At 68.8% G+C, this 21,688-nt stretch carries 17 protein-coding genes; 11 read left to right on the top strand and 6 right to left on the bottom strand.

The genetic code is table 11. From position 1 onward, the window contains the following. The coding region (locus M4D77_RS11425) for an AMP-binding protein (protein WP_259936233.1) at positions 1 to 893 on the bottom strand (893 nt) is incomplete at its 3' end. Positions 894 to 1,052: 159 nt separating this feature from the next. Between M4D77_RS11425 and M4D77_RS11420 the strand changes: the two genes are divergently transcribed. The 3 genes from M4D77_RS11420 to M4D77_RS11410 all read left to right on the top strand — a co-directional run bounded on the left by M4D77_RS11420 (position 1,053) and on the right by M4D77_RS11410 (position 2,796). After that, positions 1,053 to 2,027: an alpha/beta hydrolase gene (locus M4D77_RS11420; RefSeq protein ID WP_159371587.1), complete on the top strand. Its 975-nt coding sequence runs from the start codon at positions 1,053 to 1,055 to the stop codon at positions 2,025 to 2,027. A gap of 37 nt (positions 2,028 to 2,064) precedes the next feature. Further along, complete coding sequence (locus tag M4D77_RS11415; RefSeq protein WP_259936232.1) at positions 2,065 to 2,439, top strand: YidH family protein; 375 nt, start codon at positions 2,065 to 2,067, stop codon at positions 2,437 to 2,439. A 75-nt stretch (positions 2,440 to 2,514) separates the two neighbouring features. Further along, a complete protein-coding gene (locus tag M4D77_RS11410; protein ID WP_259936231.1) occupies positions 2,515 to 2,796 on the top strand; it encodes a hypothetical protein in 282 nt (93 codons plus the stop codon). 108 nt (positions 2,797 to 2,904) lie between these two features. On the opposite strand, the gene M4D77_RS11405 is transcribed toward M4D77_RS11410, so the two are convergent. Next, on the bottom strand, positions 2,905 to 4,821 hold the full coding sequence (locus M4D77_RS11405) for an ABC transporter ATP-binding protein (RefSeq protein ID WP_065630451.1): 1,917 nt from the start codon (positions 4,819 to 4,821) through the stop codon (positions 2,905 to 2,907). Positions 4,822 to 5,054: 233 nt separating this feature from the next. On the opposite strand from M4D77_RS11405, the gene fgd reads away from it, so the two are divergent. Further along, the gene (fgd, locus tag M4D77_RS11400; protein ID WP_065630452.1) at positions 5,055 to 6,065 is read left to right on the top strand and encodes a glucose-6-phosphate dehydrogenase (coenzyme-F420); all 1,011 of its coding nucleotides are present in this window, start codon (positions 5,055 to 5,057) and stop codon (positions 6,063 to 6,065) included. On the opposite strand, the gene M4D77_RS11395 is transcribed toward fgd, so the two are convergent. Continuing rightward, entirely contained in the window at positions 6,066 to 6,965 is a 900-nt protein-coding gene (locus M4D77_RS11395) for a LysR family transcriptional regulator (RefSeq protein WP_058249597.1), read from the bottom strand. It lies immediately after the preceding gene. A gap of 96 nt (positions 6,966 to 7,061) precedes the next feature. Here M4D77_RS11395 and M4D77_RS11390 point away from each other — a divergent pair, with 96 nt between their 5' ends. The 7 genes from M4D77_RS11390 to M4D77_RS11360 all read left to right on the top strand — a co-directional run bounded on the left by M4D77_RS11390 (position 7,062) and on the right by M4D77_RS11360 (position 16,335). Further along, the gene (locus tag M4D77_RS11390) at positions 7,062 to 8,153 is read left to right on the top strand and encodes a DMT family transporter (RefSeq protein WP_065630453.1); all 1,092 of its coding nucleotides are present in this window, start codon (positions 7,062 to 7,064) and stop codon (positions 8,151 to 8,153) included. Further along, the gene (locus M4D77_RS11385; protein ID WP_065630368.1) at positions 8,111 to 8,713 is read left to right on the top strand and encodes a hypothetical protein; all 603 of its coding nucleotides are present in this window, start codon (positions 8,111 to 8,113) and stop codon (positions 8,711 to 8,713) included. The genes M4D77_RS11390 and M4D77_RS11385 overlap by 43 nt, the downstream gene beginning before the upstream one ends. A gap of 17 nt (positions 8,714 to 8,730) precedes the next feature. Beyond that, positions 8,731 to 9,336, top strand: a complete 606-nt coding sequence (locus tag M4D77_RS11380) for a TetR/AcrR family transcriptional regulator (RefSeq protein WP_065630369.1) — start codon at positions 8,731 to 8,733, stop codon at positions 9,334 to 9,336. Further along, complete coding sequence (locus M4D77_RS11375) at positions 9,333 to 10,991, top strand: FAD-binding oxidoreductase (protein WP_259936230.1); 1,659 nt, start codon at positions 9,333 to 9,335, stop codon at positions 10,989 to 10,991. Before M4D77_RS11380 ends, M4D77_RS11375 begins: the two co-directional genes overlap by 4 nt. 42 nt (positions 10,992 to 11,033) lie before the next feature. Beyond that, on the top strand, positions 11,034 to 13,232 hold the full coding sequence (pta, locus tag M4D77_RS11370; protein ID WP_259936229.1) for a phosphate acetyltransferase: 2,199 nt from the start codon (positions 11,034 to 11,036) through the stop codon (positions 13,230 to 13,232). Further along, positions 13,229 to 14,431, top strand: a complete 1,203-nt coding sequence (locus M4D77_RS11365) for an acetate kinase (protein ID WP_259936228.1) — start codon at positions 13,229 to 13,231, stop codon at positions 14,429 to 14,431. The genes pta and M4D77_RS11365 overlap by 4 nt, the downstream gene beginning before the upstream one ends. A gap of 149 nt (positions 14,432 to 14,580) precedes the next feature. Continuing rightward, positions 14,581 to 16,335, top strand: coding sequence for an HNH endonuclease signature motif containing protein (locus M4D77_RS11360; protein ID WP_259936227.1), 1,755 nt, complete (start codon positions 14,581 to 14,583; stop codon positions 16,333 to 16,335). Here M4D77_RS11360 and M4D77_RS11355 read toward each other — a convergent pair. From M4D77_RS11355 to M4D77_RS11345, 3 genes are read right to left on the bottom strand one after another with little or no spacing between them, the layout of a single operon-like run. Further along, a complete protein-coding gene (locus M4D77_RS11355; RefSeq protein WP_259936226.1) occupies positions 16,332 to 18,932 on the bottom strand; it encodes a serine/threonine-protein kinase in 2,601 nt (866 codons plus the stop codon). The two genes, M4D77_RS11360 and M4D77_RS11355, sit on opposite strands and share 4 nt — an antisense overlap. 5 nt (positions 18,933 to 18,937) lie before the next feature. After that, positions 18,938 to 19,933 (bottom strand): glutamate ABC transporter substrate-binding protein, encoded by a 996-nt coding sequence (locus tag M4D77_RS11350; RefSeq protein WP_259936225.1) that lies wholly within the window; start codon positions 19,931 to 19,933, stop codon positions 18,938 to 18,940. Next, entirely contained in the window at positions 19,930 to 21,381 is a 1,452-nt protein-coding gene (locus tag M4D77_RS11345) for a hypothetical protein (RefSeq protein WP_058249606.1), read from the bottom strand. Before M4D77_RS11345 ends, M4D77_RS11350 begins: the two co-directional genes overlap by 4 nt. Positions 21,382 to 21,688: the final 307 nt, after the last annotated feature.

The following is a 21,688-nucleotide window of genomic DNA, read 5'->3' as shown; positions in this document are numbered from 1 at the left end:
ACGACCGTCGCCTCGGTGGGGCCGTAGGTGTTCCACACCTCGCGACCTGTGACGGCGAGCCGGTCGGCGAGCTCGGGCGGGCAGGCCTCGCCGCCGAAGATCAACAGCCGCACGGCTTCCAGCGCCTCCGGCGGCCACAGGGATGCCAGCGTGGGAACCGTCGACACGATCGTGATGTCGCGCGCCACCAACCACGGACCGAGGTCCATGCCGCTGCGGACCAGCGAGCGCGGTGCGGGCACCAGGCACGCGCCGTTGCGCCACGCCAGCCACATCTCCTCGCACGAGGCGTCGAACGCGACCGACAGTCCGGCCAGGACACGGTCGTGCGGGCCGATCGGGGCGTCCGGCAGGAACATGGCCGCCTCGGCGTCGACGAACGCCGCCGCGTTGCGGTGGGTGACCGCGACGCCCTTCGGCTTGCCGGTGGAACCGGAGGTGAAGATGATCCACGCGTCGTCGTCGGGTGTGGGGCGGGCAGGAGATTGCGCGGGCGTCGACGCCGGTTTCGTCGAACGGGGTCCGTCGGCGTCGACGATGGCGTCGACCTCGGCCTCGCCGAAGACGAGCTCGGCGCGTTCGTCCGGGTCGTCGGCGTCGACCGGCACGTACGCGGCGCCGGCATAGAGGGTCGCCAGGATCGCGACGTACAGGTCCCGCGACCCCGACGGCATCCGGATGCCGACCCGGCTTCCCCGCCCGACGCCGACCTCGCCGAGACGTGCGACCGTGCGGCGGACCACGGCCAGCAACTGGCCGTAGGTGAGGGTCATCTCGCCGTCGTCGATGGCCGCGGCATCCGGGTGTGCACGCGCGGTGGCGGTGAGCACGTCGCAGAGGGTGCGCGGCGGGTCTGCCTGTGCAGACAGGAGGAAATGAGGTGGAATGGGCACCTAAGCGGCACCTGCCGGGCGCATCCGCGATCTGGTCACGAGTCCGAGAATATAGCCGACGAAGGTGACCGAACGACCTCGACACCGTGAACGGCGACCCCGACGAACGGACTGAAACGGACGCTCCCGGGGTGTACGTTCGGGCACAGGAGGAATCTGATGCCCATCGTTCATCACCGTCGGCCGAGCCTGCGGTCGTTCCCCATCTGGTTCGGTGCGCGTGCGCTCCTGAAACCGACCCTGGCGCTGTGGCCGATCAACAAGCAGGGGCTGGCGGGGCTGTTCCTCATCGACCGCATCTTTGCCGTTGGACCCAAACCCCGCGGCGTGGTCCGTGAGCAGCTGGTCCTCGCCGGGCGGCCCGCCGAGCTGATCATGCCGGTCGGACCGTCCCGCCGGGACGGCGACACCGCGATGCTCTACCTGCACGGCGGCGCCTTCGTGGTCTGCGGGCTCGGCACCCACCGATCGATCGCCGCGCGGATGGCGCGGGCGTGTGAGGTGCCGGTGTTCTCACTCGAGTACCGGCAGCTGCCGAAGGCCGGTGTCGGGACGTCCGTCGTGGACGCGGTCGACGCCTACGCCGAGCTGATCAACGAGCGTGGCTTCCGGCGGGTGATCGTCGCCGGTGACTCGGCCGGCGGTTTCTTGGCCGCGAAGGTGGTCGAGGCGGCCACGGCGCGCGGCCTGCCCACACCCACGGCGCTGATCGGGTTCTCGCCACTCCTCGACATGGACCTGGGGGTCCACCCGGACCGTTCGAGTCGATCCGACGCCTATCTGCCCAAGTCGAAGATGGCCCGGTTGGCGCCCCAGTTCGATCAGGGGCCCGTCCAGCTGACCGGTGTGCGCCGCATCGCCGACGCCGATCTCACCTCGTTCCCGCCGACCGTGCTGGTCGCGGCCGAAGGTGAGATGCTCGAGCCCGACGTCATCGACCTCGTCGAGTCGCTCGACGCTGCGGGCGTCACGGCCGTGGCGCACCTCTACGCATGGCAGGTGCACGCCTTCCCGGTGTTGAGCGCCCGCCACCCGGAGACCCTGGACGCGGTCGAGGTGACCGCGGCCTTCGCCGCCGAAGCGATCCGAGAGGGCAAGAGCACTGACGAGCGAACGGGCAAACGGGCCGGCTGACGGGGCGGGTGCCCCGAACCCGGCGACTCCGGATGCGGTGAACCCGGGGCAGTCGTACGCCGACGAGCTGGAGACCAGACCGCCCGGCGCAGTGGACGCCCGATTCACCCTCGCCGCCGAGCGAACGCTGCTCGCCTGGGTGCGGACCGCACTCGGCTTCATGGCGGCCGGTATCGCGGTGGTCTACCTCGCTCCCGACGAGACGACGCCGATGGTCGACATCGCGCTCGGCGTCGTGATGGTCGGACTCGGTGCCTCGCTTGCGGTCCTCGGCGCCTGGCGGTGGCGACGGACCACGCGAGCGCTGACCACCGGCGGCGAGATGCCGGGGCCGACGCAGGTCATGCTCGTGGTCGCTGCGATAGTGGTGGTGGCCGTCCTCGTCGCGGTTGCCATGGTGATCCAGTCCTGACCTGCGCTCCACAACGGCACGCTGCCCATGTCGGCGGCCGCGACCATCAGCTGTCCACCACTGCAGGAGATCATCGTGACCACCGGCCCCGACTTCTCGCGGAGCGCGCAGACGTTCTCGATGACGCTGACCATCGTCGGCGCGACCATCCTCATCTTCTGCATCGGCTGGCTGACGGTCGGCTGGTGGCAGGACGGTCGGTGGTTCTGGGTGGCCGTCGGGATCGCCGTGGTGATCGTGAACTTCGTGCTGATCGCCATGCAGCTCCGGCGCCGCCTCGGTGAGCGGGTCAAGGACACCGACGATCGCCCCCGGCGCCGTGGCCTGATCGACAACTTCGACGACCTCGACGACTGAGCTCACCCCTGCTATCCATTGCTCCCTGAGGTGCGAGGAGCGCAAGCGACGCCCTCCCTATGCTCCCTGAGGAGCGGGCGGAGCTTGCGGAGCCCGCGTCACGAAGGGTCACGCCGTCAGCGAATCCGAGTCCTCGGGGTCGTCCTCGGCGAACTGCGTCCGGTAGAGCTCGGCGTAGCGTCCGTTGCGCGCCAGGAGCGTCGGATGATCACCGCGTTCGACGACACGCCCGGCTTCGAGTACGACGATCTCGTCGGCGGCCCGGATCGTCGAGAGCCGGTGCGCGATGACGATCGAGGTCCGTCCCTCGAGGGCCTCGCCGAGCGCCGCCTGGACCGCCGCCTCCGACGTCGAATCGAGATGCGCGGTCGCCTCGTCGAGGATGACCACCGACGGTTGTGCGAGCAGCAGACGGGCGATCGTCATGCGTTGGCGCTCACCGCCGGACAGCCGGTACCCGCGTTCGCCGACGACGGTGTCCAGTCCGTCGGGCAGTGAGCCGACCAGCTCGTCGAGCCGAGCCCGTCGCAGTGCGTCCCAGATCTCGTCATCGGACGTGTTCGGCTGGGCGAGCACGAGATTCGCCCGGATGGTGTCGTGGAAGAGGTGGCCGTCCTGGGTGACGAGACCGACGGTTCGATGGACCGATGCGGTCTGCAGTTTCCGGATGTCGACTCCGGCCAGCTGGATCGAGCCCTCGTCGACGTCGTAGAGGCGGGTCGCGAGACTCGCGATGGTCGACTTGCCGGCACCGGAACTGCCCACGAGAGCCACCATGCTGCCGGCCGGGACATCGAGGTCGACATGGTGCAGGACCGTCGTGCCGGCCCGATTGTCGAGCTGGGCAACCTCTTCCAGCGATGCCAGCGACACCTTGTCCGCCGCCGGATAGGCGAAGGACACGTCGTCGAATCGGACGGACACCGGCACGGGCCGCCCGCTCTCGGTGCCGGGCACCGGGACCGCGTCGGGTGCGTCGGCGATGAGGGGTTGTAGGTCCAGGACCTCGAAGACGCGCTCGAAACTGACCAGGGCGCTCATGATCTCGACCCGTGCGTTCGCCAGGGCCGTGAGCGGTGCGTACATCCGGGTGAGCAACAGGGCCAGGGAGACGACCGCGCCCGCGGACAGATGATCCTGTACCGCAAGCCATCCGCCGAGCCCGTAGACCAGGGCGAGGGCCAGCGCCGACACCAGCATCAGCGTCGTCATGAAGTACGCCTGCAGCATCGACCGTCGTACGCCGATGTCGCGCACCCGGTCGGCGCGGTCGGCGAACTCGCGCGACTCGAGATCGGGACGCCCGAACAGTTTCACCAGCGTGGCGCCGGGGGCGGAGAAGCGCTCGGTCATCTGTGTCGACATCCGGGCGTTGTGTTCGGCGGCCTCGCGGGAGAGTGCGGCCATGCGCCGGCCCATCCGTCGCGCCGGTATCACGAAGACCGGCAGCAGGATCAGCGCCAGCAACGTGATCTGCCAGCTGATCGCGATCATGACGCCCAGCGTCAGGGTGAGGGTGACGATGTTCGAGACGACGCCGGACAAGGTGTCGCTGAATGCCCGCTGGGCGCCGATGACGTCGTTGTTGAGCCGGCTCACCAGGGCCCCGGTGCGGGTGCGGGTGAAGAACGCGATCGGCATCCGCTGCACGTGGTCGAAGACAGCTCGCCGTAGGTCGAGGATGAGACCCTCCCCGATGTTCGCCGACAGCCACCGGACCCCGATTCCCGCGGCGGCCTCGGCGACGGCGATCAGCGCGATGGCGACCGCGAGTCCGACGATCATCATCTCCGAGCCGCTCTCGGTGATGACGTTGACGACGCGACCCGCCAACAGCGGGGTCACGACGGTCAGCACCGCGGTGAAGACCGACAGCAGGAGGAACCATCCGATCCGGCGTCGGTGCGGTCGGGCGAACCCACCGATACGGCGAAGTGTCACCCGGCGGTCGCCCCGTAATCGCTTGCTGCTGGGCTGGGTGGAGGACTTGTACATCATGTCCCAGGCCACGGACTGCATACTCATGCCGTCCACGGTAGAACTTAAACCCAACTTGAGGTCCAGCTTGTTCGCTGCCAGAGGAATCCCGAGTGCGAACATGCTGGGTCGCCCCGGCCGGCTGAGGTCCCGTCCGGCTCCCGACGTCGGCGTCTGTCCGCATGCTCTACGTTGGTATGCGAGGTCACACGACGATTGGGCCGACTCCGCAGACCGGCCCGCGCCGGCGGGTGAGGGCCGGTGGCGAAGGAGCGATGGACATGGCAGAACTCAAGCTCGGTTTCAAGGCGTCGGCGGAGCAGTTCGATCCGCGCGAGCTGGTGGAGATCGCGGTCGCGGCCGAAGAGCACGGCATGGATTCGGTTGCGGTGAGCGATCACTTCCAGCCCTGGCGGCACAACGGCGGCCACGCCCCGTTCTCGCTGGCCTGGATGGCGGCGGTCGGCGAGCGCACCAAGCGCGTGCAGATCGGCACCTCGGTGATGACCCCGACCTTCCGCTACAACCCCGCGGTCATCGCGCAGGCCTTCGCCACGATGGGCTGCCTCTACCCCGGACGCATCATGCTCGGTGTCGGCACCGGCGAGGCGCTCAACGAGTACGCGACCGGCTTCCAGGGAGAGTGGCCGGAGTTCAAGGAACGCTTCGCGCGCCTGCGCGAGTCGATCAAACTCATGCGCGAACTGTGGACCGGCGAAGAGGTCAACTTCGACGGCGAGTACTACCACACGCAGGGCGCCTACATGTATGACATTCCCGAGCAACCGATCCCGGTCTACGTCGCCGCCGGCGGGCCGGTGGTCGCACGCTATGCGGGCCGTGCCGGCGACGGTTTCATCTGTACCTCGGGCAAGGGGCCCGAGCTCTACACCGAGAAGCTGCTGCCCGCGGTCGCCGAGGGTGCGGCCAAGGCCGAGCGCGATGTCGACACCATCGACAAGATGATCGAGATCAAGATCTCCTACGATCCCGATCCCGAACTGGCGCTGGAGAACACCCGGTTCTGGGCCCCGCTGTCGCTGACCCCGGAGCAGAAGCACAGCGTCAACAGCTCGACCGAGATGGAGCGGCTGGCCGACGAGCTCCCGATCGAACAGGTCGCCAAGCGGTGGATTGTCTCCTCCGACCCCGACGAGGCCGTCGAGAAGGTCAAGTTCTACACCGACGCCGGGCTCAACCACCTCGTCTTCCACGCCCCCGGCCACGACCAGCAGCGGTTCCTGGAGAACTTCGAACGCGACCTCGCCCCGCGCCTACGCAAGCTCGGCTGATCACGAAAACCCCTGCGCGACAGCGGCATCAAGCATCTCGAGCACTCTTCGGACGGGCGGCAGGTCGAGTCCGCTCTGCCGTACCCGGACCCGCACCTCGCGTGCGGGCGTCGGGTCGACGATGGGAACTGCCGTGACGCCGGGCGGCAGGTCGACGAGCGCGAGCCGGGGGACGACGGTGAGTCCGACCCCGGCCGCGACGAACCGTATCGCGGTCGGGTAGTCCTGGGTCTCGACACTGAAGTCGGGTACGAAACCGACCGACGTACATGCGTCGAGCACTGCCTGCCGGCAGGGTCCCCGCGCCACGTCGTTGTCGACCCACGGGACCTGGGACAGTTCGCGCAGGGTCACCGACTCCAGCGCCGCCCATGCTGAATCCACGGGTACGACAGCGGAATACGGGTCGGTGGTCAGCCGGCGTCCGACGAACCCGGCCACGTCCGCGGACGGGCGTTGACTGTCCTCGACATAGATCTCGATGTCGGGTGCCGCCGACGACGGGCCCATCAGCTCGATGAGGCGGAGATCCAATCGCAATCCGGGGAATTCGCGCGAGATGGTGGCGACGATCGGCGGGATCCAGGTGGCGCCCGCCGAGGCGAAGTAGTTGATGCGCAGCTGACCGAGCCGGCCGTCGCGCAGCTCCGAGATCAGACCGTCGATACGGGCGATCTGCTCGAAGACGGTGTCGGACTCGCGGGCCAGGATGGTGCCGGCCTCGGTGGGTACGATGCCGCGACCGTCTCGCTCCACCAGCGACAACCCGGTCTCGCGCTGCAGGGTGGCGATGTGCTGGCTGACCGCTGACGGCGTGTATCCGAGCGAGGCCGCGGCTCCGCCGATGGACTGCTCGCCGATGACCGAGCGCAGAACCCGAAGGCGGTGGATGTCGACCATGGGGCGACGATACCGCGGCAACTGTGCAGCGGCGCTGAAATGTTCGGAACAAGTATTCACTTGTCCTGAAGTGCCGGATGAGTGAATCTGGAACACATGTCCTCGCGCCCGACACCGGCATCGGCTGGGTCCGCCACCGCTTCCCTGCCGGCTCTGGCCGCCGTCGTCACCGTCGTGCTGTGGGCGTCGGCGTTCATCGGCATCCGCGCGCTCGGTGACACGTTCTCACCGGGTTCCATGGCGTTCCTGCGGTTGCTGGCTGCGGTGATCCCGCTGACGCTCATCGTGATGGTGGTACGTCTGCGCGCACGGACAACCGGGGCGTCGGCCCGTCCGCTGCTACCGCGCGGCCGTGCGCTCGCCCTGGTGACGGCGTACGGGGTCGCTTGGTTCGCGGGCTACACCGTCCTGCTGAACTGGGCCGAACGCCACCTCGACGCCGGGACCGCGGCGCTGCTGGTGAACCTGGCGCCGATCCTCGTGGCCGTCGCCGCGGGACTGTTTCTCGGAGAGGGGTTTCCGCGTCATCTCGTGATCGGTATGACGATCGCCTTCGCCGGTGTGGTGCTGATCGCCGCCGGCGGGTCCGCCACCGCGGACGCGCACGCCGACTGGCTCGGCATCGTACTCGGGGTCGGCGCGGCGGTTCTGTACGCGACCGGGGTGCTGATCCAGAAGTCGGCCCTACGTACCGTCGATGCGCTGACCGCGACCTGGTTGGGCGCGGTAGCCGGCCTCGTGGCCACCGCGCCCTTCGCCCCCGTCGCCGTCACCGAACTGTCCGGCGCCGAGCCGGGGGCGATCTGGGCGGTGATCTACCTCGGGGTCGGGCCGACCGCGATCGCGTTCTCCACGTGGGCCTATGCGCTGGCCCGCACCGACGCGAGTGCGATGGCGGCCACCACCCTCGTGGTCCCCGCGATCGTCATCGTCCTGTCGTGGGCGCTGCTCGACGAGTTGCCCACCGGCGTCGGCATCGTCGGGGGACTCCTCTGTCTCGGTGGGGTCGCCATCGCCCGCCGATTGCTGCCGATGAGACCGCGTACGGGCCGGTCGGCGCGTAGCCTGGACGTGTCGTCGCCGACGATGACGCCCCCCGATACACGACGCGTTCCCGGCACGACCGCAACCGAGGAGACATCGCCATGCGCAAGTTCGTCGCCGGCCTTGCCATCGGCGGATCGCTGACTTTCGCCACGGCGGCAACGCTTCTGGCTGTCGACTCGGAGTCGCCCGCGGCGTCGCCCAGTGTGAACTGCGGACCGCTCGCCGGTTCCGGACCGATCCCCGGGTGTTCGTACCGCGTCGACGGGACCCGATTGCAGATCAGTCTCTACAACAATGCGACGCGCAATCCGGCGGTGGAATGCACCCTCACACCGAGCGGCGCTGTCCATCCCGTCGCCGCCACCACGATGGGGCCGGGGGCGCGTGGGGTTCTCACGGCGTCGGTGTATCCGAATGTGCCGAGGACCTTCGTCGTCCATTGCCTCGGCGGCGGTGCGGGTGCCGACCGCGTGGACCGGCAGACCACGATCACCGCGCGCGCCGAGACGCCGGAGCCGGCGCGTACGACGCCTTCGGTCCGCCGTACGTCACCGGCGCCTGTCCCGTCGGCGCCTTCGACGTCATCCGAGCCGGAGGGCCCCGCCGAGATCACCACGACGCCTCCGACCACCGAGGACGCCGCACCGGGCAACGCCGTGACCACCACGACGACCACCACGACGGTTCCCGCCTCGTCCTGATTCGCTACGGTTTTCGCATGGATCGTGACCGCATGGTGGATGTCGGAGTCGGGCTGGTGTCCCGGTTCGGGGCCAAGACGCTGAGTCTGACGTCGGTGGCCCGGCACGCCGGGGTGGCGCGGGCGACCGCCTACCGGATGTTCGGCGGCCGCGAAGCGCTGGTCACGGCCATCGTGGAACGCGAGGTGTCGCTGCTGCGGGTCAAGTTGATCGAGTGGTCGGCGACCGCGCCCGACGCGGCGGGCAAGATCCACGCGCAGGTGGTGAACGTGCTGCCCTACATCCGCAACCACGACGCGTTGCAGTACGTGCTGCGCAAGGAGCCGGAGGAAGTGGTCCGCGCGCTCGTCGCCACCAACGATTCGGCCGGGCCCACGCTCATCCATCAGATCGTGTCGGAGGCCCTGCCCGATCTGGAACCCGAGATCGGGGACCAGCTGTTCCCCACCCCGCGGGGGGCCGCCGAGTTCCTCGTGCGCACCATCTACTCCCTCATGCTCATCCCCGACAGCTTCCTGAGTGACGAGCAGATCGCCGAACTGGTCGTCCGGGCGATCGTCCGAGACGACACCGAGAGCGGTGGCGCGCCGACGGGCGGCAACCGGCCGGGCCCGGTCCGATGACCGGCGAGCACGTGTCCGACGAAACCGCGATCCCCGTCGTGGGGATGCTTCGGCCGCGCTGGGGAGCCCCGGCGCGCACGGCCGAACTGCCCGGCGCCGCGGCTGCGCTGGCCGGGGACCGGAAAGCCGACGCCGGCGTCGACCCGGGGACGATCTCGCCGGCTCGGTCGACGGTCGATGCTGCTGTCCGCGAAGAGATCTCGGCTGTCGTCGGCGCCGACCACGTCTCCGACGCGGACGCGACACGGGTACAGCACACGCGCGGGTACTCCACCCCGGACATCCTGCGGTTGCGCGCGGGTGACGCCGACGACGCGCCCGACCTCGTCGTGTACCCGGGCGACCACGAGGAAGTGGTCGCGATCCTGCGGTTGTGTTCGGAGCGACGGATCGCGGTGGTGCCGTTCACCGGCGGGACGTCCGTGGTGGGTGGGTTGACGCCGGACCGCGCCGGATTCGCCGGCGTGATCAGTCTCGACCTGCGCCGTCTCGACCGCGTGGTGGAGATCGATGAGATCTCCCGGACGGCGACCCTGCAGGCCGGTCTGCGCGGACCCGCGGCCGAGGCGCTCCTGCGCGAGAAGGGTTGGACCATCGGTCATTTCCCGCAGTCCTATGAGGGCGCCGGGATCGGTGGATATGCCGCGACTCGCTCGGCCGGCCAGTCCTCGGCGGGGTACGGGCGCTTCGACGAGATGGTCGAGGGTCTCGTGTTGGCGACTCCGCGGGGAACCATCGAACTCGGTACCGCGCCGCGGTCGGCGGCCGGACCCGACCTGCGTCAGATGGTCCTCGGGTCGGAGGGCGTGTTCGGTGTCATCACGAGCGTGCAGATCCGTATCCGTCCGGCCCCGACGACCCGCGTCTTCGACGCCTGGCGGTTCGCCTCGTTCGCCGAGGGCGCGACCGCTCTTCGTCGGCTGGCCCAGGACGGTCCGCTGCCGACGGTGCTCCGGCTGTCCGACGAGGTGGAGACGGCGTTGAATCTCGCTGATCCCGTCGGCGCCGGGAGCGAAGCGAGCGGGCCGGATGACGTCGGCGCCGGGAGCGGTGACGGCGATGGCGGCGGCGGAGCCGGGTGCCTGGTCGTCGCCGGATATGAGGGTGCGGCCGACGAGGTGGCGCGGCGACGCGATGCGGCGTCGTCGATGTTGATCGAAGCCGGTGGCAGCGCACTGGGAGATGGTCCCGGGGAGGCCTGGCGGACAGGACGTTTCGCGGGACCGTACCTTCGCGACCCGTTGCTCGATGCCGGGGTGTTGGTCGAGACGCTCGAGACCGTCGCGTTCTGGTCGCGGCTGCACGACGTGCGCGCCGCGGTGACGGCCGCGCTGACGGACTCGCTCACCGCGTCGGGTACGCCGCCGCTGATCATGTGCCACGTGAGTCACGTCTACGCGTCGGGTGCCTCGCTGTACTTCACGGTCGTCGCACCGTTCGCCGACGACCCGCTGGCGCAGTGGGCGGCGGCGAAAGTCGCGGCCAATTCCGCGATCCGGGCGTCCGGTGCCAGCATCAGCCATCATCACGCGGTCGGCCGGGATCACCGTGACGCGTACCACGACGAGATCGGGCCCCTGGCCCTGGACGCGTTGCGGGCGGTCAAGGCGTCGCTCGATCCCGACGGTGTGTGCAATCCGGGTATTCTGCTCTGACGCCCGACTCCGGGACCGGGGTTGCCCGGTCCGTCCGCCACTATGCTGGGGCGCATGGCCACGGATAGAGTTCAGACCGCCGACGCCGACGGACCCGCGAGCGCGGATCAGATCGTCGCCGACCCCACGACCAGCATCTACATCGCCTCGGCTGAAGGCGAGACCGGTAAGTCCATCGTCGCGCTGGGGTTGCTGGCCCTGCTGTCGGCGACCGGCGGGCGGGTCGGGGTGTTCCGTCCGATCTCGCGGACGGCCGCGGAGGATCGTGATCCGATCCTCGATCTCCTCCTCGACTACGAATCCGCCGACCTCCCGTACGAGGACTGTCTCGGTGTCACCTACGAGGAGGTGCACAACGATCCCGAGGGCGCGGTCGCCGAGATCGTCGCGCGCTTCCACGCGATCCAGTCCCGCTGCGACCGCGTGGTCATCGTGGGTTCGGATTACACCGATGTCGGCACCCCGTCGGAGCTGAGCTACAACGCCCGGATCGCCGCGAATCTGTCGGCGCCGATGGTGTTGGCGATCAAGGCGATCGACCGGTCGCCGGAAGAGATGCACGGTCTGGCCGAGGGCCTGATCGCCGAGGTGACCGCTGCCCATGCCACCCCTGTCGCGCTCGTCGCCAACCGGTGTGACCCCGATCGCATCGACGAGATCCGGGACCAGTTGCGCAGCACCGGGGTTCCGGCGCTGTGCCTACCCGAGGACCCGGTGCTCTTCGCCCCTACGATGGGGGAACTCAAGGAGGCGCTCGGCGCGACGATGTACAGCGGTGACGAGGAATTGCTCGACCGCGAGGCGCTCCGGGTGATGGTCGGTGGCATGACCGTCGAGCACATCCTGGAGCGGCTCACCGACGGCACCGTGGTCATCACGCCCGCCGACCGGTCGGATGTTCTCCTGGCACTCGTGAACGCCAACACCGCACAGGGTTTCCCGCGTCTGGCCGGCATCATCCTCAACGGCGGACTCAAACCGCACCCGATGATCGAGGCGCTGGTGAGCGGGTTGAAGCCGACCCTGCCGATCATCAGCTGCCCGCAGGGCACCTACGACACCGCGCGTACCGCCGCTCACACGCGCGGCAAGGTGGGGGTGGGCTCGGTACACAAGATCGAGGCCGCACTGGCGATGATGGAGACCCATGTCGACCCCGAGAAGGTCATGCGCAACCTCAACGTGTCGACGCCGACCGTGGTGACGCCGCAGATGTTCGAGTACCGGCTGATCTCCCGCGCGCGCGCCGACCGGAAGCACATCGTGTTACCGGAGGGCGACGACGACCGAATCCTACGGGCCGCCAACAGGCTTGCGCGGCGCAGCGTTGCCGACCTCACTCTGCTCGGTGATCCCGAAGCGGTGCGCGAGCGCTCCATCGAACTCGGACTCGACCTCTCCGACGTCAGGGTCATCGACCCGGCCGAGTCGGAGTATCTCGACGAGTTCGCCCGGATCTACACCGAGCTGCGCAAACACAAGGGCATGGATCTGGAACGGGCACAGGAGAAGATGCGGGACGTGTCGTACTTCGGCACGATGATGGTGCACACCGGGCGCGCCGACGGGATGGTGTCGGGGGCGTCGCACACCACGGCCCACACGATCCGGCCGGCCTTCGAGATCATCAAGACCAAGCCGGGGGTGTCCACCGTGTCGAGCGTGTTCTTCATGTGCCTGGCCGACAAGGTGCTCGCGTACGGAGACTGCGCCATCGTCCCGGATCCGTCCGACGAACAGCTCGCCGACATCGCCATCTCCTCGGCGCAGACCTCGGCGGCCTTCGGTATCGATCCCCGGGTCGCGATGCTGTCGTACTCGACCGGGACGTCCGGATCGGGTGCCGACGTCGAGAAGGTCAAGACCGCAACCGAACTCGTGCGCGAGCGGCAACCCGATCTGCTGGTCGAGGGGCCGATCCAGTACGACGCCGCGGTGGAACCCTCGGTGGCGAAGACCAAGATGCCCGACTCGCCGGTGGCCGGCCGTGCGACCGTGCTGATCTTTCCCGACCTCAACACGGGCAACAACACGTACAAGGCGGTGCAACGCAGCGCGGGCGCGGTCGCGATCGGCCCGGTGCTGCAGGGCTTGAACAAGCCGATCAACGACCTGAGTCGCGGCGCCCTCGTCTCGGACATCGTGAACACGGTCGCCATCACCGCGATCCAGGCCCAGCAGGAAGGTGTTGACCCACTCGCCGAGAACGTCGCCTCCGCCGAGGCCGAGGGTCCCCGATGAGCGGGGCGTCGGGTGCGGTGCTGGTGCTCAACGCCGGCTCGTCGTCGCTGAAATACCGACTGGTGCAACCGGCGGACGGCACGGTGATCGCGGAGGGAATCGCGGAGCGGATCGGCGACTCCGGTTCGTCGATGACTCACGAACAGAACGGCGAGACTGTCACCGAGACACTGGAACTCGACGATCACCTCGCTGCGGTCCGACGCGCGGAGCGCTTCTTCGCCGACAACGGAACCGATCTGGCCGACGCGGGACTGAGCGCGGTCGGACATCGGGTGGTGCACGGTGGCCGGTCGTTCTACGAGCCGACGGTGGTGACCCCTGAGGTGATCTCGGAGATCGAGCGGATCTCCCCGCTGGCGCCGCTGCACAATCCGGCCAACCTGGTCGGCATCCTGGCGGCCCGGGAGTTGCTCCCCGACGTCCCCTCGGTGGCCGTGTTCGACACCGCGTTCTTCCACGGGCTCCCTGACGCGTCGGCGACGTACGCGATCGACCGTGCGGTCGCCGACGAACATGCCATCCGCCGCTACGGTTTTCACGGCACCAGCCACGAGTACGTCTCCGGCCGGGTGGCCGAGTTCCTCGACCGCGACCCGGCGTCGCTGAACCAGATCGTGCTGCACCTGGGCAACGGCGCGTCGGCGTCGGCCATCGCGGGCGGGCAGCCGATCGACACGTCGATGGGGATGACCCCGCTCGAGGGGCTGGTGATGGGGACCCGCAGCGGTGACCTCGACCCCGGACTGGTCCTGCATCTGAACCGGGTGGCGAACCTGTCCGTCGACGAGATCGACACGCTGCTCAACAAGCGTTCGGGACTTCGAGGTCTGTGCGGCGAGAACGACTTCCGCGCGATCGCCGAGTTGATGGACAACGGTGACGATGCCGCCCGACGCGCCTTCGACGTCTACATCCACCGCCTGCGCCGTTATATCGGTGCCTACGCCTTCGCCCTCGGCCGCGTCGACGCCATCACCTTCACGGCCGGTGTAGGGGAGAACTCCGCGGTCGTCCGCGCCCGTGCGCTCGCGGGGTTGGAAGGGTTCGGGATCGTCGTCGATGACGAGCGAAACGCTGTGCGTGGCAAAGATGCTCGACGCATCTCGGCGGATGACAGCGCGGTGGACGTGCTCGTAGTCCCGACCAATGAGGAGCTGGCCATCGCCCGGCAGTCGGCGGCGGTGGTGGCGGGCTGATCCTCGGCCGCAGGTGCGAGAATCGGCTGCCCTACCACGCGCCACCGACAAGATGCTCGCTGCGAATGGGCAACGAAAAACGTTGCACACCAGTGCTATAGCGTCTACGCTCGAACATGTATTCGCGCAATCGTCTCCGGGGGGTGACAATGTCTGACGAATCAATCACGCCGCAACCGCGCGCCGTCGAGTTGGTGGCCGAGCTGCACGCGACCCTCGACAAACTGCAGACCGTCGACTTGTCCCCGTGCACCGACGAAGAACTGACGGAAGTCGCCGCCGCTACCGAACGCGCGATCGCTCGAACCACTTACGCCGGGGACCGGCAAGTCGCCGAAATCGAGGCTCGTGATCTGCCCCGCAAGACCGGCTGCCGCACTCTCATGCAGTTCATGACCCACCGGCTGCGGATCTCCAACCCGCTGCGTCGACGCAAGCAGCTGAACGCCACCGCCGCGCTGACTTGCCTCAACGGCGACCGTCTCGAACCTGAACACCCCACGCTGGCAGAGGCTTTCGCCAAGGGTGCCGTGGGAACCGGGCACGTCCAGGCCGCCATCGACGTCCTCGACCAGATCCCGCATGCTGTCGAGCACGACGTGAAAGTCGCCGCCGAGCGACAGATGGCCGAGATCGCCGAAGCCCACACCCCTGCCGAGATCACCCAACTCGGTGCCCGGCTGCTCGCCCACCTCGACCCCGACGGCACCCTGTCCGACGACACCGACCAGAAACGACGCCGCGGCCTGTGGATCGGCCGGCAACGCGCCGACGGGACAGCCAAAATCTCGGGCACCCTCACACCCGAACTCCACGCCCGCCTGACGATGATGTTCGCCGTGTGGGGCAAACCCGGACTCAACAACCCCGACGACCCCGCCTCACCCAGCGGACCGGCCGGCACCGCCGACCCCGAAGCCCTCACCGCCGCAGCCGACCGCGACGGCCGCACCCTCGCCCAGACCAATCACGACGCACTCGACGCCGCACTCGCCGCAGGCTTCGCCGACGGAACACTCGGCACCTCGCACCGCGGGCTACCCGTGCAACTGATCGTCAAAGCCGACCTCTCCGACCTGATCCGGGGTGCCGGACTCGCGACCACCGCCACCGGCACCCTGCTTCCCATCCGGGACCTGATCGCGATGGCCGGTGACGTCCAGCCATGGTTGGCGATCTTCAAAGACGCCACCACCGTCCCGCTGCACTTCGGGCGCGGCAAACGCCTCGCCACCCGCGAACAACGACTCGTGTCCTTCGCCCGCCCTGACGGGGAAGTGTGCTCGGCACCCGGCTGCGATCAGCCCGCCACCCACGTCGAGCTTCATCACGCCGAACGAGACTGGGCCAAGGGCGGTCTCACCGACATCGACGACCTCGCGCCGGCTTGCCCGCGACACAACCGGATGGTCGGCGACAATCCCGGCCAGTACACCACGCACATCGAGCGCTCGGGACCTGATGAAGGCCGCTGCGTCTGGCGATTGAACGCCGAACCCGGCGCCCCACCCAATCCCGGTCGCCTGAACCGCGGACCCGACATACCGCGGCGGTTCGCAGAACACCTGAACACCGTGCGCGACGAGATCCACGGACCGACCACACAAGGGTTTCGCGTGCTCGGTCGCCGGACCCTTCGTGACGCGCCCTCCGCAAGCTCCGGGTGCTCCTCAGGGAGCTGGGGTGACGCGCCCTCCGCAAGCTCCGGGCGCTCCTCAGGGAGCAGGGGGCCCGGCGATCAAGCGCGCCGCTCATGGCTGAAAACCAGCCACGTCATCGACGTCCGGCCACCACGGCGCGTGCGGCCCACCCGTCCATCACCGGTCGAGGCCCACCTCGCGGAGCTCCTGGACGAAGACCCGCTCGTGCGCAACGCAGCAGGGACGTTCTTCGGACAGCCCTAGAACAACGTATTCGGCCGGACGTAGTTGGCGAGGTCGACGAGCATGAACCGGTGGTCCCGGTTGGTGCGGGTCAGGCGGGCCAGCTGGCGCAGCGAACGTTCGGTGCCGGTACGAATGCCGTACTCGGTGAACGGGAAGCCGAGCAGCGTCGAGGGTTCGTTGTCCTGCTTGGCGTCGTCGGGATTGTCGTGGATCCAGCCCAGCGCGGTGCCCAGGACGATGAGCAGCATCCGGGCCTTGCGCGGTTCGGTGTCCGGGATCTGCTCGAGACGCATTGCGGCCTCGATGATCTGCTCGCGGGTCACCTGCGAGGTGGGGCGCCCGTGCACGAGCGCGATGATCGCCGTGGCGCGCGCGGTGTTGAAGTGGCGGCTGGTGGCCGGCACCTCGTCGAGCGGCTGGATCGCGGCATCAATGTCACCGGCCGCCACGGCGAGCCGGGCCAGACCGAACGCGGCGGTCACGATGCTGTGATCGGTCAACCACAGATCGTGATAGTGATGTTGCGCAACGTCATACAGTTTGGTGATCTTCTCGGCTGACTTCGCCGGGCCCTTCTCGTCGGCGAGCCAACGGCCGATGAGTTCGGCGGTGCCGGCGACGGCGAGCTTGGGCGCGACCTCGCCCGGCATCGCGCCGAGGACCTCGTCGAAGCGTTCGTAGGCCAGTTCGGGTTCGTCGTTCATCAACGCGCAGATGCCCATGTACCACTCGACCCGCCACGAATCGCCGTGGTGGGCGCGGACTTCCTGGAGAAGGGCGAGCGCGGTGTCGACGTCGTCGAGTTGCAGATGCGCGCGGGCCTCGGCGAGATCGATCTCCCGTGACGGGTGGGCGTTCTTGACCGGCCGGCCGCCGAAGAGCGAGGCGAAACCCTCTGCCCGGGCGGTGTTGATGGAATCCAGGGTCTGTCGCGGGTCGGACAGCGCCGCCGAGGTGAGCAGGCTCGCCGCCGGGTCGAGGGGGTTGACCAGCGGGACGGGCAGGGCGTTGGCGATGTCCACCGGATCGTAGAACGCCGCCTGATCGGGGTCGAAGAAGCCGTCGACCGGCGCGAGCATCAGGTCGGTGCCGAACGTCGAGCGCTGCGGCGTGAAGACCGTGGACAGCGCGGGCCGCGGGACCCCCGTGTGCACGGCGACCGTCTCGCGCAACACGTTCAGCACCTGGGTGCTCATCTCCTCCGCGGAGACGAACCGATCGGCGGGGTCGGGGGCGGTGGCGCGTTGCAGGAGGCGGTAGTACGACGGATTGTTCCGGAAGACAGGCGTCTTCGACGCGGCGGGCAGGCCGTCGACGTAGCGTCCGTTCCGCATCTCCATCGGCACGGTCAGGACCGCTAGGGTGCGCCCGATGCTGTAGATGTCGGTCGCGATCTGCGGCCCGGTCTTCACGATCTCCGGTGCCTGGAACCCGGGCGTGCCGTACAGGTGCCCGTAGCCGTTGATCGGCGAGACCGCACCGAGGTCGATCAGCTTCACCTCGTCACTGCCGACCATGATGTTCTCGGGTTTGACGTCGTTGTAGACCAGGCCGACCGAGTGCAGATAGCCCACGGCGAGAAGCACTTCCAGGATGTAGGCCAGGCCCTGCTCCACCGACAGCAGGGAGTTGTCCGGATCGCCCGCGGTGATCTGTTTGAGCGTCTGGCCGCCGATGTACTCCATCACGATGTAGCCGAAGCGGTCATCGTCGTCGACGTGCTCGACGAAGTTGTAGATCTTGACGATCCCGGGATGGTTGACCGAGGCCAGGAACTGCCGTTCCGCGACCGCGACGCGCTGCGCCTCCGAATCCGAGGAATTCAGCAGGCCTTTGAGGACGACGGGCCGGTCGCTCACGTTGCGGTCGATGGCCAGGTAGATCCAGCCGAGGCCGCCGTGGGCGATGGCGCCGGCGATCTCGTACTGGTCGGCGACCAATGTTCCGGGAGCCAGTCCCGGGACGAAGGAATACCGGGCGCCGCAGTTGCCACAGTCGCCGGTCGGGGGACCGGCGCCCTCGCCCTCGGCTCGACCGACGGGTTTGCCGCAGCGCCAGCAGAACCGCTTGCTGTCGGCGATCACCGGGTCGTCGATGACGGCGTCCTCGGGCTCGATGTCGGTGATCTTCGGCATCTCGACCAGGCCGCTGCCGAGCCGTCGCTCGTGCACCGGAGGCCGACGCCGCGGAACCAGACGCCGGCCGAGCGGACCGGAGTCGGGTTCGGGATGGGGCACGGCCGGACGCTGCCGTTCGACGCGGTCGGTCCGGTCGTCGGGGTCGACCCCGACGGTGAACACCGGTGCGACGGCCTGGGTTCCGACATCCGGGTCGGTGCGACGGCCGGGCCGGGGGTCGGTGGTGTCGGCCGTGTCGTCGGGGCCCTCGGTCAGAGCCGCCAGGTCGGCCCGCTGGGTGCCGACGTCGACCACCTTCGCGGTCGTCTCGGCGTCCTCACCACCGGGACGGCCACCGCCCGGGCCGGGACCGTCGAGGTCGGCGTCGTCGTCGCCGAGCAGGGCGTCGAGCGAGACCCGCTGGGTGCCGAGGTCGTCGCCCCGTTCGCCGTGGGTGACGTCGTCTGTGTCGTGATCGTTTCGGGCCGCGTCGTCCATGGGGATCAGTCCCGGTAGTACGGCTGGGGAGCGCCGTACCCACTGTCGAGGATGGACAGCCACCGGTCCCGGATCTCCTGCCAGCGGCCGGTCACCCGGATGCGCTCGAGCACGCCGTTGACGAACCGGATCATGTCGTCCTGGCCCTTGGGAATCCCGACGCCGTAGAACTCCTCGCCGAGGCTGGGGCCGACGACCCGCAACCACGGATCCTGCGCGGCGAGACCGGCGAGGATCGCGTCGTCGGTGGTCGCCGCGTCGATCTGACCCTGCTGCATCAGGACCAGACAATCGGCCCAGGTCGTCGTGCTGACGATCTTGGCTCGGGGCTGGATGGCCTGGATACGACCGATCGAGGTGGTCCCGCGCGCGGCGCAGACCCGCTTGTCGGCGAGCTGCGCCGGACCGGTCACGTTGGAGTTCCGGAACGACAGGATGCGCTGGGACGCGACGTAATAGGGAGCCGAGAAACTGATGTCGCGCAACCGGTCGCAGGTGATGCTCATCGTCTTGATCACCAGATCGACCGTCATGTCCCGCAGGGCGTCGATCCGCTGCGCCGAGCTCAACACCTGGAACTCGACGCGGCGGTCGTCGCCGAAGATGGCGCCGGCGATCTCGTGCGCGATGTCGACGTCGAAGCCCTGGATGTCGCCGGTGATCGGATCGCGGAAGCTGAACAGGTTGGACCCGATGTCGAGCCCGACGATGAGCCGGCCCCGCTCGAGGATGCCGGCCATCGTCGAATTGATCGGCATCTGAGCAGGCGGCGGCATCTGGGCGGGCGGCCGCAGGGTCAGGGTCGCGTTGCAGGCCTCGGAACTCGGCGGCGGTTCGACGGGCACGTCGAACTGGACGCCGGGCAGCATCGGTTGCCCGGCGGTCGCCGTCGGTGGGGGTGAGTCAGGTGCGGGGAAACGCACGCAGCTGGTGGCGACGAGGCCGGTGAGCGCGAGCAGGACCACGACGGTCAGCAGGCGGCGAGGCGAGGGGACGGTCATCGGTACTCCCGGATGCGCGGGATGAGACCGCCCACGACCGCGACGCCGGCGAAGACGGTGAGCAGCAGGATGCCGGTGCCGGTGAACCCGAGGACCCGTTGCGCGGTGTTGATGTCGTCCCGGAAGGAGTTCCGGGCAGTCGTGATCGCATCGACCAGCGCGGTGTCCACCGCGGTGTAGGCGCGGGCCGAACTGTCCGGTCCGTCGCCGACGGTGTGCAGGCGCGCGAGACCGAAGTTGCCGGTCTGGATGTAGCGGCGGACCGCGGCGTCGGTGCGGCGCCACTCGGTCAGCGCCGCCGTGACCGTGTCCAGTTGTTCGCCGGTGACCGCGCTGTCGCCGTCTTCGGTGCCCTCGCGGACGTCGTCGACGATGTTGCCGATCTCGCTGGTCGCCGCGGAGAAGCTGCGCTCGAGACCGCCCTGATCACCGCGGCGGATGAGCGAGAGCGTCTCGGCCGACCGCGCCTGCTGGGTGAGGATCCGGGCGGCGGTCAGGTCGCGGAGCGGGTCGGCGCCCTCGGTGCGGGCATCGCTGGTGGCGGCCACCGACATCAGACCGGAGGCGAGCAACCACAGGGTCCCGACGCTGAGGGCGAAGATGGCCGCCACGATGCCGATGTTGAACCGCCGCCGGGTCCGCCGCGCCAGGTAGCGCGACGTCAGGACAAGCGCGGCGAGCAGGAACAGGAGCGGCGCATACACGGTCCAGGGTGGACGGGTGAGGGTCTGCTGGGGGTCGGCGATGGCCATCGATCGCCGTTCGTAGAGGCGCTGGGCGGCCGGGAGGATCTGGTCCTGCATCATCGACGACGCCTGGCCGAGATACGCCGATCCCACCGGGTTGCCGAGCCGGTTGTTCGTCCGCGCCGTCTCGATGAGTCCGCTGTAGACCGGGATCGAGGTGGACAGGGTCTCGAGATCGGCGCTGACCGCCTGCTCGGCTCGGTCCGACACCATGCCGGAACCGGGTTCGCTGGAGGTACCGGTGGCCAGGATCAGCGACGACGACGCCGTCGCCAGCGCGTCGGAGTAGCGCTGCCGCAGATCGGGGGTCTCCAGTCCGCCGGAGATGAAGGCCGCGTTCGCCGACGCATCGGCGATCGACAGCGAGCTGTAGAGAACCTGCGCGGCCTCGGCGAGCGGTTCGGTCCGATCGATGAGGCGCTGCAGAGTCTGGGTGCGGTCTTCCAGGACCGTTGATGCGTACAGGCCGGTGCTCAGACAGCCGAGCGCCAGGATTCCGCAGATGATGATCAGCTTGCCCGGGGTCGTGACGGCGAAGTGGCGCAGGGTCTGGAACGGGGACTGGGCGCGTTCCCGGGCGGTGGCGACGAGTTCGCGTCGGTCGGCGAGCACCTGGCGGATCGGGGGTGAGGCCTGCGCCGGACGGATCGTGCGACCGCCACGCGTCAGCGCCGTCCGCACGGAGGACGCGTCGCCGGTCACCTACCTGATCCCTTCTCGAACGCTGGATCGTCTCCGGTGCGGTCCTACGGTCACCGGTTCCCCGTTCCGGATTCGCGTGACCGGGCGATCAACGTCAGGGGTTGTGTCATCTGGGTCATCGTTCACCGGGTCGTGCGTGTTTCACCCTATGTCATCGTGCCGGGTTCCTCCCGAGTCGACCGGCGCCGCGCCGCCGACCTCGGCGGTTCGCGCGTGCCGGGTGCTCGCCGACGGCACCTCGTGGTTCCGAGCCGCGATGAGAGGGCTTCGCGGTCTCCCTGGCAGGTGTTGCGCATCTCACTTACGG

Source organism: Gordonia sp. p3-SID1431 (assembly GCF_025143765.1).
GTDB classification, from domain to species: Bacteria; Actinomycetota; Actinomycetes; order Mycobacteriales; family Mycobacteriaceae; genus Gordonia; species Gordonia hongkongensis.
The sequence above is the reverse complement of the archived record's forward strand: the minus strand, read 5'-3'. Positions and strand labels throughout refer to the sequence as shown.